Below are 12,511 nucleotides of genomic sequence, written 5' to 3'. Positions count from 1 at the left end.
GAAATTATTTCCTGTTCAATCTGCGCACATGCTTGTTCAGCCGGTCAAGGAGTGCTCTCCTTGTTAATATCCCCTCAAAGAAGCCGTCATCATTTTCGACACAGACAAAGGGATGATCAACCAAAAGCTCAATTGCCAGCTTCATATCCGAATCTGCTTTTAGGCGGGGAATATTTTGATTCATGCATGCCTCCACGCGTTTTTCCTCCAATTTTTCAAACTCGATCCTTTCGATCCCGAGGATGGAATCCATGATGGAAGGAGTGCCTATGAGGCCGTGGAGCTTATAGCTTGGATCCAGCACAGGAATCGCTGTATAGCCGCTTTTTGTCAGCACAAGTACGGCATGCTCCAAGGTATTGCCAATCTGTACATGCGCGACCCTTTCAGAAGGGATCATAAGGTCCCTGATGCTTATTTCCAGATACTCACTACTGTGAAGACTTATCATAGCCGAAACTCCTCAAATGAAAGTGTTTACTTTTTCATTTTATCATATTTTCTCGGCGCTGGCCTTCTTACCCTTTGCTGGTAGGAATATCTTTTTTGGTAAAACGGCATTTTGGGCATCTATAAATAACATTCTGGTTGGATTGTGCCGTTAATACCCGTTCCATGCTTTCATCCTCATGGCATTTCGGACATTCAACTGTCGGAAACATGGCTTCACCCTTTTTATCTATTAGGATAGGCTGATTTTCAAAGTTTATCCTGATTGCATAGGCAGGCATAGTCATGGAAAACGCAAAAAAGGAACCTCGAGGGTTCCTTTAAAGGAATTGCATTATTGGATGAGATCAAAGATTTCAATTGTAATCATATCCATGTTGTCAAACTGGTATCTTTTTGGCTTTTCTTTGTCATTATATACTTCCAGCTCGTATGTCTCTGTTTTTGGATGATACGTAACCTGGCATTTTCTTTCGCCATTCACCTCAAAGAAACGCTGGGCGGGTTCCCCGCTGCTTGACTGTTCCTGTAAATTCTTTAGACGTGTTAATATACCTTGAAGCTGTGACATGCTCCCTCTCCTTTCGAACAAAACCAAATCAAATATATGCCGCCATTATATATGAAGGACATTGGAAACCAAATTCCAATCGGCAGCATCGGCGGAGCTGCTCCATCCTGAAGCCGGCGAACCTGCAAACGGGAAAGCTCCGTTCCTTTTCCTTCATACAAACCCTCATCTTGCTCTTAGGTTTCACTTTCAGCATGTTTCTATCCCAAAGAATTAAAATCAGAATATTCGAACCGTAATTCTTTACATGCCAATATTAACAGCATAAAATAATGACATGCTTTGTACAAGCAAAAGCTTCGGAAAAGGACGTGATTTTTTTGCAAAAGCCGGCAAAGTTAGCCGAAAAGCTTTTTTTAATCGATGGTTACGACCTGAATATGGAAGAGCGGACAGGAACTTACATATTGGCTGAAGACAGCCTTGCCATCATTGAAACCTCAGCAAGCCCTTCAGTCACAAGAATCCTCGATGGGCTCGAAGCGTTAAACCTCTCTGCCAAAGAAGTGAAATATATCATCCTCACCCACATTCATCTTGATCATGCCGGGGGAGCTGGACTTTTGCTCGAATCATGCCCGCAGGCAAAAGTGATGGTCCATCCAAAGGGCAAAAAACATCTGGCAGATCCATCCCGCCTGATTGCAGGAGCAAAAGCCGTATACGGCGATCAATTTGAAGCTCTGTTTGATCCGATACTCCCTATCCCGCCAGACAGGCTGGAAGCAATGGAGGATGGAAGGGAGCTGATGCTTAGCGATACATGTACATTAGCCTTTTTTGATACACCAGGTCATGCAAACCATCACTTCAGTGTCTATTATCCCCCTGAGAACGGAATGTTTACAGGCGACACGGCTGGCATCTTCTATCCTCAGCTTTATAGGGAGGGCGTTGAATTTTACTTGCCTTCCACTTCGCCAAATCAATTCAGTCCTGAAAAGATGCTGGCTTCCATCTCTTTGTATGAATCAAGAAAACTTGACTGCCTTTTCTTCGGGCACTATGGCACATCGCGAAATCCTGCAGAAGCATATTTTCAGGTCAGGAGCTGGCTTGAAATATTCATTGAAGAAGCAGAAGCAGCCTTTCACGCCACTTCACTAAATGAGGCACCTGGCCAAATAGCCTCGCGCCTCAAAAAGAGGGTCATTGCCCATTTAAGCCAAAAGGGCATTGCGGAGGACCATCCCATATACAGCCTGCTGTCACTTGATTTAGAAGTGTCAGCAATGGGGCTTGCGGATTATTTGGCAAAAAGGGACAAAAGAACTGAAAAACTGCGTTAAAGAGCATATCATTAAAATATGGTATATTGGATGTGCAATGAAAATTAAGGAGCAAATTCAAATGAAGCAAATTACCCTATATTCTCAGCCAGACTGCCCTCCATGCGAGATCTCCAAGCGCTTCCTTCAGGAATACGGCTTTTCATATGAAGTGAAGGATATCAGCACGGATAAAAAAGCCAGGGACGAATTAACCGGAAGATATAATTCCTATTCCACTCCAACCTTTGTGATCGATCAAACCGTCATAACTGGTTTTGACCTGGAAAAGTTAAAAGCGGAGCTGAATATCGAATAGGAAGAAGAGCAGGCTGCAGCCTGCTCTTTTCTTTATGCCTCCATCAGCAGCAGCCATTTATCACTGGCGCTTAGGGCCAGGCCGGGAACCGGCAAAACGCTCCCGGCCATCGGCTTAAGATTATCCGCATCCCTTGAGAATCCGGTCCTGTCATTGAATCCTTTATATACTAAATCAGAAGTCGCACTTGATAATATATTCAGGGGCGCCTCATCATAAAGCCATTCTGCCACTTTCCAGCCTGAATCAGTTTCTTCAATCCGGATGCCTTCATAATGTCCTGCATAAGCAGTTGGTCCTTCGTTCATTGCTGGAAAATATTCAAACACTAGAATTTTTTCAGGATCAATGACCACTTTCGTCTCCTCCGTAAACTCAAAGAACGGTATATAATACAAACCAAAGTCAGTTCCGTAAATAATATTCCCGTCCCCTTCCTCTGACAGGTTCTCCTGAAGGAAGAGGCGTGCATAGCTGTCTGTAAAATAAGGGTCAAGAACAGCTTCTATCTCCTCCAGTGATCTTGGCTCCTCACTCAGAGATGTCTGCGCTTCAAAAGCACTTTCCAGGAACTGCAGCACCTCTTCCCTGTTTTCCAGAGCTTGGTCTTCAGCAGCTTCTGCACCTGCCAGCGGAAGCATAAACGCCAGAATGGCTGCAGCAGGCATGATGATCATCCTTTTTATATACACTAATCCTTCCTCCTCATTGGTTTATTTGTCATAGTCCGGCAAATGAACAAAATGATCAATTTTTAGAACAATTCTTATATTTATTAAAGAAATTACCCGATTTGAGGAAGGACTAACAGTTTTCAAGGAATTTCACCTGTGCATTTATTGGAAATAACAAAAGCTTGTGATCTCGGTGCAGCTGCTGGATGTTGATAAAATATTGCAGATCATTCACAAGACATACGTTTTGTAATTTCTTAAATCATAGGCTTTATTGAACATGATTGTTGATTTTGGGCTCATGCGTGTGAAACAGAGTTTCACACGCATGAGCCCAAAATCAACAAGGCAACTAACACAGCCAAATAATAAAAAGAGACTGCCTGAACAGCAGTCCCTCATTTTATATCAGCTACCAGCTGACTGTAGTTGTGTAGTAGGCAATAAAGATGACTAAAAGAATGAAGCAGATGGCATATGTGAGAATGACAGGATTGCGGATGTAAGGATGATCCTGCACCTGCCGGGAAATGCTTGAATCCATATCTCCCTTTACCGCTCTCTGATTTCGTGCGATGGACATCGTATAAAATAAGCCGGTCAGCAGAATGCCCGCAGCAATGATCAGAAGGATGGTCATAAAAGCGCTCATTTGAATTCCCCCCGGGAAAGTAGTATTCCTAATGTGCCACTTACCTTCAGGGATTATACAGGAAAAATCTTATAACAGGCCTTCCTGGTCATACAAAAAAGAATAAGCAATATCTATGAAAAGGTAATCCTTTGAATGCAAAGGGAAAGAAAAAGTTCTGATGGTTTCCCCTGTTTCAATATCACTGTACAGATCAGACAGAATTCCTTTTTGGTCATTTCTCATCCTCACTATATTTTCAAGGAAGTATGGGCGCCAGCTCCAGTTCTTCCTGTAATATTTATGCTGGATGATCCAGTCCTCACCCTTTTTGAAGATATTGGGGGACTGCTGGAACCCTTCTACATCGCATACGTACATCCTGAAAGCAACTCCATCCATTTCCCCGGACAATGCCAGCAGGAGCTCTTCATAATCCTGAATTTTCTTGTATTTGGACAAAAGCTCCTGGATTTTAGTCTGAAATCCTCCTGCAGCTGCATGGATCTTTTCCAGCTTCTTTGTTTCATGGAGGATAAAACGATGGAATTCAGTTTTCAGCTTTTCCTTCAGGCAATCTTTCTCGATAGTAGCAGCCTTGGGTGTGGATAAATAAAACCCCTGGTAGTATCTTCCGCCATTTTTCCAAGCGAACTGCAGCTGGTACACCATTTCAATATTTTCAAACAGGAGAGTCGCCCCGATTCTTCTTGCCAGGAGGGAAAGGGAATACAAAATATCGCGGTAGGATGCAGCTGACGCATTCGACCTGAGGCCCTTTAGGTCCGCTTTTATGATATCAGGGGAAAGCTGGCCGATTCTGTCAAGCCTGCTGCTGTCATTCCCCATATTGTCAACGGCTATCTTGATTCCGTACGTCCTGTAGTAATTAAGGAGGTGGTCGAGGTGTTCAAGATCTCCCTTGTAATTTCTTTCGGTAATCTCGAGTACAATTCTTTCGGGGCTGATGCCTTTATCCTGGTATTGCAAAAGGAGCTGCAGGAAATGCTCTCCGGAATCGTGCATGAGAAGACCGGCGTCCCGGTTGATGAAAATGAGTTCTTCCCCTTTCCTGCCGGCAAAATGATCGAGTGCTTTCATCAGGACCGTGTTATCCACTTCAAGCCTGTATTCTTCGGGGATGCTGTCATCCAGAAAAAACGGGCCAAGGCTTTCGGCCGAGCCGCCGGCATTAAATCTCCCCAATACCTCATAACCGATAACCTTATGTTCGTCAGCACTGAATATGGCCTGGAAATACGGTATGACGCAGTCAAGTTCTGTTAATATATCCAATGCATCCATCGATTTTCCCCGCCTTTCATTTAAAATAGTGGAGCCTGCCAACAGGATGAAAGCACTTCCCTCAGCAGGCATATGGCCAAGTTCAATACCGCCGGAATAACTTTGGCCAGCCATGACAAAAATAAAACTGGAGCCGTTTCTTGATCTGGCATGGCCTGTTTTCGGAACGCCGGATAGAAGGAAGGGCCAGCCTTGAAAAATATGTATATGATCATCTTAATGCTTCCGCTGCTGGGCTGCAGCAGCCACCTCGACAAACAGGAGTCTGCCATGAAGATCCAGTCTTCGGGTGAGATACAAGGAAACCTGTCAGCAGGCAAGGAGACTGCCGGGCAGCCTGAAAATGCTGGCGGCAGGGAGAAGGTTATATTGGATGTTCCGCTGATAAAGCAGAATCCTGAGCTGAAATATGGCTGTGAAGTGACGAGCCTTGCCATGATGCTCCAATACGCAGGAGTCCAGGCTGATAAAATGGACCTTTATCACCAAATAAAAAAAGATCCTGATCCAATTATAAAATCAAACAGGGATATTGTTCAATGGGGAAATCCTGCCCACGGGTTTGTCGGGGACATGACCGGAAAGCAAGCCGGCTATGCAGCCTTTGATAAGCCGATCTTTGAATTGGCCCTGCAGTACCTTCCTGGAAGAGCAGTGAATCTGACGGGGAAATCCTTTGAGGACATTCTGTCCCACGTAAGCCGGGGCTATCCTGCAGTAGTGTGGACAACAGGTGATTACAGGCTGCCTGACCGATGGGAATCCTGGACGCATGAAGGAGAGTTAATTAAAACGCCGCTCGATTTGCATGCGGTAACCCTTGTCGGCTATGACGCCCGATTTGTTTATATAAATGACCCGCTGTCAGGCAAAAAAAAGGTGCGCATCGAAAAAGAAAAATTCAAATCCTCATGGCTTGCATTGAAATCCAGGGCAATAAGCTATAAATAAGAAAGAGCAGCGGCCTCATGGGCCGCTGTTCTCATAGCAGTTAAAAAGGATGCTGGTTGAGCCACTGGCCCCCATCCATCGAAATGCATTCGCCATTAATATAGGCAGCATGATCCGAAAAGAGGAACAACGCAAGCTCAGCTATTTCCTCCGGCTTTCCAAGCCGCCCTAAAGGGACACTGTTCAATGTTCTTTTCGCTGCTTCCTCTGACTCCCAAAGCTTTTCTGCACCGCCTGTCCTTTCAATGGGCCCTGGCGCTATTGCATTAACACGGATGCCATACTTCCTGCCCCACTCAACAGCAAGCGTCCTTGTCATTGAAAGAACTCCCGCCTTAGCAGCCGCCGAGTGAATCACCCCAGGCCCGGCATCCCAGGCATAAGTGGCAACCATGTTGATGATGCTGCCTTTAATGCCCTTTTCAATCCAATACTTTCCGATTTCGCTGCTGCAGTAAAATGTGCCATTTAAAACGATATTTATGACGGAATTCCAGCCATTGGCGCTCAGGCTCTCTGCCGGGCAAATGAAGTTTCCAGCAGCATTATTGACAAGAAAATCAATGCTGCCAAAAGTATCATGTGCTTTTTCCGCCATCGCTTTAACATGCTCAGGCTCCCTGACGTCCATCTGAAAAGGAAGCACTGATCCCTTCGTTTCAATATCCTTTTTAGCTTCCTCCAGCTTTTCCATATTGCGGCCGGTAATCATGACATTTGCTCCAGCTTCCGAGAATCTTTTTGCCATATATTTGCCCATCCCGCTTGATCCGCCGGTCACTATGACTGTTTTGCCTTCCATGAAAATCCTCCTCAAAAAAATGAATAGTCGTTCATTATTCTATTTTAACATAAATAGAGAATTTTCTAATATTTTTAATGTAAAATTATTAGAAAGAGATTTGGACAGAATCTATGCCAATTATTTTCTGTATTGTCATCTTGTTCTTCTATTTGCTGCGAATTGCCGCCTTCTTTTCCCTGCTATTGTCTGATAGTATAAATACGTATATTCATATATAGATAGGCTGGTAGATATATGACTAAAAAAATATCACGAAGATCATTTCTGAAAACAGCTGCCGGGTCTCTTTTGACAGCATTGGCGGCAGGCTCCGGAAGCTATTACTATGCGCGGGAGATTGAACCGAAGTTACTGGACACGGCCGTCCATAAGATAATAGATTCATCCATCCCGCAGGCCTTCAATAATTTCAGGGCTGTGCAATTCAGCGATACCCATATAGGCTTCCAGTACACGCTCGGCCAGCTTGAAAAGCTCGCCGGCAAAATAAACAGCCTGGAGCCTGATATCATCTTCTTTACAGGGGACCTGATGGATGAGCCTAATAAATTCATGCAGGCAGAGCAGATTGTCTCAATCCTCAAGAGGCTGAATGCCCCTTTCGGCAAATATGCCGTATACGGCAACCACGATCACGGCGGTTACGGGTCCGATATTTATAAAAAAATCATTGAAAAAAGCGGCTTCAGACTTCTCCTCAATGAGTCTCATCAAGTGAAGCTTGGAGAGAACAGCATTTATATAGCGGGAGTTGATGATGCCATGCTCGGAAGGCCTGATTTGAAAAAAACGGCAGGAAGCATTCCGGAAGGACACTACAGCATCCTCCTGTCACACGCTCCAGACCTGGCAGACAAGGCATATGAAAATTCCTTCCACTTTCAGCTGAGCGGCCACAGCCACGGAGGACAAGTTAAGATTCCGTTTTTTGGGGCACTGGTCACCCCGCCTTATGGACAAAAATACTATGAAGGCTTTTATACAATCGGTGACGAGGACCCTTTGACTCTTTATGTCAATCGAGGGCTCGGCACTACAAGGCTTCCATTCAGATTTTTATCCAAGCCTGAGCTGACACTTTTCACCTTCCATTCCTCATGAGAGCAGACATCTGCACGCAGGAGGAAAAATACAGCCGCTGGAGCATATGCTGTAATAAACCTGTGAATGGAGTGGCTGCTTATCTACCATACAGTAAGGCTAGGCGAAACCCTGGCAGGCATCTCAATGGACTACCGCCGCCCGATTGCCCAGTTATTGGCCGCAAACCCGCAAATCAGCAACCCCAATCAGATTTACCAAGGGCAAAGAGTGATGATTCCCGGACTTCCTGAGCCTTCAGCAATCCCGTATTCAATAAGTATTACGTTATCCACCCGCCGCTTGTCTCTCCTTAAAAATGGAATCCTGCAGAAAACCTATCCTGTCGGCATCGGGAAGATGCTGACCCAAACACCGCCAGGCGATTATGTAATTGTTAATCGCGAACCCAATCCTGGCGGTCCTTTTGGCATCATGTGGCTTTCTTTATCAAAAGCAGGCTACGGGATACATGGCACCAATAACCCTGCTTCCATCGGCAAGGCAGTCTCCAAAGGCTGTGTGCGGATGAATAACCAGGATGTACTGGAACTTTCCGGAATTGTACCAAATGGAACACGGGTTATGATTAGAAATTGAAAGAACCCCATCCTGCAAAGATTTGCAGGATGGGGTTTTCTATTTTAATTAGAAAAATTGTTCACCCGCTTTTCAGCACAGCAAAAAAAAACAAAAAGTCTATTGTGATTTTCTTCCATCTGATGTATCATTTTGATATATCAATATGATACATGGAGGGATTATCTTGTCAACTGAACACAGCTTACTTGCAGTACTAAGCTTTTGGCCCAGCTCCGGCTACGATATTAAATCAGAATTTGAGCATAAAGCTGCAGGCCTTTATTGGGGCATGAGCTATGGAAGCATTTATCCGAAGCTGAAAAAGCTGGAGGAAGAGGGCTATGTATATTCAATGGAAAAAGAGGAAAATGGACGGAATAAAAAATTGTATGAACTGACGGAAAAAGGGTGGCAGGAGTTTGAAGAGTGGCTGTGCACCCCGCCGGCATACCCGGCAGTCAAAGATGAACTGTTCATGAAAATGAGCACCTGGCACAAGGATATGGATACCCGCCATTTAATCAGCCATCTCGAGAAAAGAAAACGCGAATCCGAAGATATCCTGGGTTTCGTGAAAGCATGGCCAAGAAATGGGATTTCCTATGTCAGCAGTATAGGCATGCTGACGATCCGCTATGCAGAGATGCGGCTGGAGACGGAGCTGAAATGGATAGACGAAAGCATATCAATATTAAAAGCCGGGGAATTGCCGGAAGGCCAGGATCCAACCGGGGCGGAGAAAAAATTGCTGTCCAGGCGCAGGGAATCGCTCGGGCTGAAATCGGAGGAAGAATAAATGAAAAACGGCATTTTCTCCCCATTGAAAGATAAAGCCTTCCGTTCCCTTTTTGGGGCGCAGGTCTTTTCTGATTTAGGTAATTGGCTTGATTTTGTTGCATTGCAGGTCATTGTTGTCTATTATTGGGGGCTTGGCGAATCTGCCATTGCTGCCGTTATCATTACTCTTGGTATCCCTTGGGTCTTAATCGGGCCGTTTGCAAGTGTGTTTGTTGACAGACTGCCAAAGAAAACTTTGATGATGGTTTGCATGTTTTGCAAAATTGTATTTGTCGCAGGACTTTTCTGGTCGCCTAATTTGTATGTACTCCTGCTGTTTGTCTTTTTAAAAGGGACTGCGGCTGCTCTTTATGACCCGGCAAGGCAAAGCATGATCCGGGCAATTGTGGCCGAAGATAAGCTGCCTGAGGCTGTGACGCTGAGCCAGCTGTCAGTAAATACCATGAAAATTGCCGGTCCTGCGCTTGGGGGCCTCCTCATGGCCGTATTCGGAACTAAGAGCCCGTTTCTGTTTGAAGCGGCTGGTTTTCTGGTCAGCATCCTCTTTTTGGCCTCGCTGCCGGCATCCAAAGGATTGCCTGCTGATGCTGAAACTGCAAAAAGGACCGGTGAGAAAGAGCAAGGCTATTGGTCAGATTTCGCAGCTGGCATCAGGCATATTGCCGGCACACGCTTATTGAAGATTTCTATTCTGCTGTCTTCTGCCGCATTTTTCATCATCTTCCTATATGATGGACTGTTTATCTTTGTTGCAAAAAATCTCGGCTTCACGCAAGAAAGTTTCACCTTCCTGATCAGTGCTGTGGGCCTTGGGAGTGTTGCCGGGTCACTGGCGCTCGGAAAATGGACTTTCTGGAAAAAGGGTCCGATCCATTTAATGTCTGCTTCAGCATTTATCAGCGGACTCTTTATTATCCTGGTCGGATTGGGCAGCTTCGGCATCCTTGATCTCCCCCAGATAGTCTGGCTTGCAGGTGCCTTCCTGCTCGGCTTCTTCGGAGCAGGAGAAGCTGTTCCATATGGTTATGTGCTGCAGTCAGAAACACCGCAGAAAATGATGGGCAGGGTATCTGCTGCAGCCATGGGCCTTCAGACCTTCGCAATGCTGATTGCACCGGCTGCAGGTGCCCTTCTGGCCAAATTATGGGGTGTATCTTATGTTATGGCTGGTGCCGGGAGCGCCACTTGCCTAATGGGGGCTCTAGTGCTGCTCTACGTTCTTAAGAAGCTTAAAGCGTCAGCTCCGGAGAAATCAATCAGCCACTCCGTCTGAGTAAAAAGCGATATATCATAATCTTTCCAAAAACCAGAAGGAAGAGGTATAATAAATTATATCTCTTCCTCTGGCAGTTTTATGGAAGACATGACTTTTAATCTGCGGAAAAAGCTGGTACAATATTTTCTATTATGTTTAAAGATTAGAAAGGAGCCAAAACATTGAATTCGGACAAGAGTCAGACCCCCCGGCTGCATTCAACGGTTGAAAACCTCTCTCAAGCCATCTTCACTGTGAACCGCCATGCGAAAACAGCGACAAATCCTAAATTTTTATATAAACTGAAGCACGAAGCAATCCTGAAGCTGATTAAAAACGGAGATGCCCGAAAAATCGGCCTTCACTATTCCGGCAATCCAAGATACAGCCAGCAGCAATCAGACGTCCTGGTGGAGTGCGGGAGCTATACCTTCCACATCCCTCCTGCCAAAAAGGATTTCGAGGACCTTCCCCACCTCGGGAAGCTTGATTCCGCCGTGCGCAATCCAAAAACCCGGCTTCCCCTAGGACAAGCAAAAAAACTCCTGTCTTCTTATACAGGATTAAAGGAAGAATCGGAAAATCAGCAGCATGATAAAAAGAAGAAATACCAAAAACCGGTATTCAAGAAACTGGGAGAAAGCTACTAAGAAAAGCGGAGGGCGCTTGCTCAGCTCCGATAAGCATAAGACGCTCCAGGATAGAAGGCGTTCTTTGCCTTCAATCCTGGAGTGGCTTATGACTCGAGGGGCTAGCGCCCGGAGCTGGACAATGCAGAAAAGCGGAAAAGCCTCGCTCAATTAATGCACGGACCTAAAGCACGAAGTCCCGCGCAAACAAAAAAGACATCCGCAGATGTCTTTTTTGTTTCCCATTCATAATGCATGCTTATCGATCAATAAAACGAGCTCAGCAATCTCCGGCTTGCTCACCTGGGCATCTGCCCCTACCATTTGCCCTTTATGGCGCAGATCATCTGTGATCAGCGAAGAGAATATAATCACAGGCAGCTCCCCGAAAGACTGGCTTGATTTGATCCGCTTTGTTAAATGATGGCCGTCCATCTGCGGCATCTCTATATCCGTTATGACCAGCTGGACTTCTTCTTTCAGATTCTTGCCATCACTTTCCAGCTTCTGGAGATATTCGAGTACATCCCGCCCATTTTCGAAGAATTCCACGTATTGAAAACCTGCTTCAGCCAGGGTATCATGCAGAAGCTTCCGGAGAAGGGGAGAATCTTCGGCAACAATAAGCTTCTTCGTGCTGCGCTCCCTTTCACCAAGCTTTTGCACCATTTGGACATTGATTCCTGATTCAGGGTTGATATCGACTACTATTTTTTCAAAGTCGAGCAATAATACCATGCCGCCATTTATCTTAACGACCCCAATGATCTGGCTCTCTGCTCCCTGGTACAGCTCTGATGGCTTCTCAATTTTATCCCATGATATCCGATGGATCTGGGTAACATTCTGGACATGGAATACAACCTTCTGCTGGTTGAATTCTGCCACGATATATTTATCGGTTTCCGGACTCCCGCCCGCGGCAAGCCCGAGAGCCTCCGCTACATTGATGACTGGCAGCACCTCTCCGCGCAGCTCAATGATTCCCTCTACATTTTTGTGTGAACGCGGAATTTGCACAACAGGAAGAGGATTGATGATTTCCTTCACCTTGATGACATTGATTCCGAATTGATTGCCGCCAACTGTAAACTCGACGATTTCAAGTTCATTTGTTCCGCTTTCCAGCAAAATACCGTTGTTAGATTCCATTTTAATCTCCTGCCCTCTTCAAAAAAACTGATCTCATTCTT

15 protein-coding genes are annotated in these 12,511 nt (G+C 45.4%); 8 read left to right on the top strand and 7 right to left on the bottom strand.

Annotation, left to right across the window (positions count from 1 at the left end; all coding sequences use genetic code 11):
* Positions 1 to 4: 4 nt before the first annotated feature.
* Positions 5 to 451, bottom strand: a complete 447-nt coding sequence (cbpB, locus tag FZD51_RS04915; protein ID WP_148973747.1) for a cyclic-di-AMP-binding protein CbpB — start codon at positions 449 to 451, stop codon at positions 5 to 7.
* Between the two features lie 333 nt (positions 452 to 784).
* On the bottom strand, positions 785 to 1,021 hold the full coding sequence (locus tag FZD51_RS04910) for a YkuJ family protein (RefSeq protein ID WP_094768870.1): 237 nt from the start codon (positions 1,019 to 1,021) through the stop codon (positions 785 to 787).
* Positions 1,022 to 1,341: 320 nt separating this feature from the next.
* Between FZD51_RS04910 and FZD51_RS04905 the strand changes: the two genes are divergently transcribed.
* Together FZD51_RS04905 and FZD51_RS04900 are read left to right on the top strand one after the other, a co-directional pair.
* Positions 1,342 to 2,310, top strand: coding sequence for an MBL fold metallo-hydrolase (locus FZD51_RS04905; RefSeq protein ID WP_148973746.1), 969 nt, complete (start codon positions 1,342 to 1,344; stop codon positions 2,308 to 2,310).
* A gap of 61 nt (positions 2,311 to 2,371) precedes the next feature.
* Positions 2,372 to 2,608: a glutaredoxin family protein gene (locus tag FZD51_RS04900; protein WP_148973745.1), complete on the top strand. Its 237-nt coding sequence runs from the start codon at positions 2,372 to 2,374 to the stop codon at positions 2,606 to 2,608.
* Positions 2,609 to 2,640: 32 nt separating this feature from the next.
* Here the strand turns inward: FZD51_RS04900 and FZD51_RS04895 are convergent, their stop codons facing one another.
* From FZD51_RS04895 to FZD51_RS04885, 3 genes are all read right to left on the bottom strand, one after another.
* The gene (locus FZD51_RS04895; RefSeq protein WP_148973744.1) at positions 2,641 to 3,300 is read right to left on the bottom strand and encodes a DUF3993 domain-containing protein; all 660 of its coding nucleotides are present in this window, start codon (positions 3,298 to 3,300) and stop codon (positions 2,641 to 2,643) included.
* A gap of 394 nt (positions 3,301 to 3,694) precedes the next feature.
* A complete protein-coding gene (locus FZD51_RS04890) occupies positions 3,695 to 3,934 on the bottom strand; it encodes a hypothetical protein (protein ID WP_148973743.1) in 240 nt (79 codons plus the stop codon).
* A 69-nt stretch (positions 3,935 to 4,003) separates the two neighbouring features.
* Positions 4,004 to 5,218, bottom strand: a complete 1,215-nt coding sequence (locus tag FZD51_RS04885) for an EAL domain-containing protein (RefSeq protein WP_148973742.1) — start codon at positions 5,216 to 5,218, stop codon at positions 4,004 to 4,006.
* A gap of 192 nt (positions 5,219 to 5,410) precedes the next feature.
* On the opposite strand from FZD51_RS04885, the gene FZD51_RS04880 reads away from it, so the two are divergent.
* Positions 5,411 to 6,169: a C39 family peptidase gene (locus FZD51_RS04880; RefSeq protein ID WP_148973741.1), complete on the top strand. Its 759-nt coding sequence runs from the start codon at positions 5,411 to 5,413 to the stop codon at positions 6,167 to 6,169.
* Positions 6,170 to 6,209: 40 nt separating this feature from the next.
* On the opposite strand, the gene fadH is transcribed toward FZD51_RS04880, so the two are convergent.
* Positions 6,210 to 6,971, bottom strand: a complete 762-nt coding sequence (gene fadH / locus FZD51_RS04875; protein WP_148973740.1) for a 2,4-dienoyl-CoA reductase — start codon at positions 6,969 to 6,971, stop codon at positions 6,210 to 6,212.
* 237 nt (positions 6,972 to 7,208) lie between these two features.
* Between fadH and FZD51_RS04870 the strand changes: the two genes are divergently transcribed.
* The 5 genes from FZD51_RS04870 (at position 7,209) to FZD51_RS04850 (ending at position 11,339) form a co-directional block, all read left to right on the top strand.
* Positions 7,209 to 8,075, top strand: a complete 867-nt coding sequence (locus tag FZD51_RS04870; protein ID WP_148973739.1) for a metallophosphoesterase — start codon at positions 7,209 to 7,211, stop codon at positions 8,073 to 8,075.
* Positions 8,076 to 8,141: 66 nt separating this feature from the next.
* Positions 8,142 to 8,654 carry a L,D-transpeptidase family protein gene (locus tag FZD51_RS04865; protein ID WP_187445633.1) on the top strand — a complete coding sequence of 171 codons (513 nt, stop codon included), beginning with the start codon at positions 8,142 to 8,144 and terminating at the stop codon, positions 8,652 to 8,654.
* 166 nt (positions 8,655 to 8,820) lie between these two features.
* Positions 8,821 to 9,432: a PadR family transcriptional regulator gene (locus FZD51_RS04860; RefSeq protein ID WP_148973738.1), complete on the top strand. Its 612-nt coding sequence runs from the start codon at positions 8,821 to 8,823 to the stop codon at positions 9,430 to 9,432.
* The gene (locus FZD51_RS04855) at positions 9,433 to 10,707 is read left to right on the top strand and encodes an MFS transporter (RefSeq protein ID WP_148973737.1); all 1,275 of its coding nucleotides are present in this window, start codon (positions 9,433 to 9,435) and stop codon (positions 10,705 to 10,707) included.
* A gap of 164 nt (positions 10,708 to 10,871) precedes the next feature.
* Positions 10,872 to 11,339 carry a YkyB family protein gene (locus FZD51_RS04850; protein WP_009794302.1) on the top strand — a complete coding sequence of 156 codons (468 nt, stop codon included), beginning with the start codon at positions 10,872 to 10,874 and terminating at the stop codon, positions 11,337 to 11,339.
* 225 nt (positions 11,340 to 11,564) lie between these two features.
* Here the strand turns inward: FZD51_RS04850 and FZD51_RS04845 are convergent, their stop codons facing one another.
* A complete protein-coding gene (locus FZD51_RS04845; protein ID WP_009794301.1) occupies positions 11,565 to 12,470 on the bottom strand; it encodes a chemotaxis protein in 906 nt (301 codons plus the stop codon).
* Positions 12,471 to 12,511: the final 41 nt, after the last annotated feature.

Source organism: Bacillus infantis, assembly GCF_008180445.1.
In the GTDB taxonomy this organism is placed as follows: Bacteria; Bacillota; Bacilli; order Bacillales; family Cytobacillaceae; genus Bacillus_AB; species Bacillus_AB infantis_B.
Note: the sequence above shows the minus strand (reverse complement) of the source record. Positions and strands in the feature narration are given on the sequence as shown.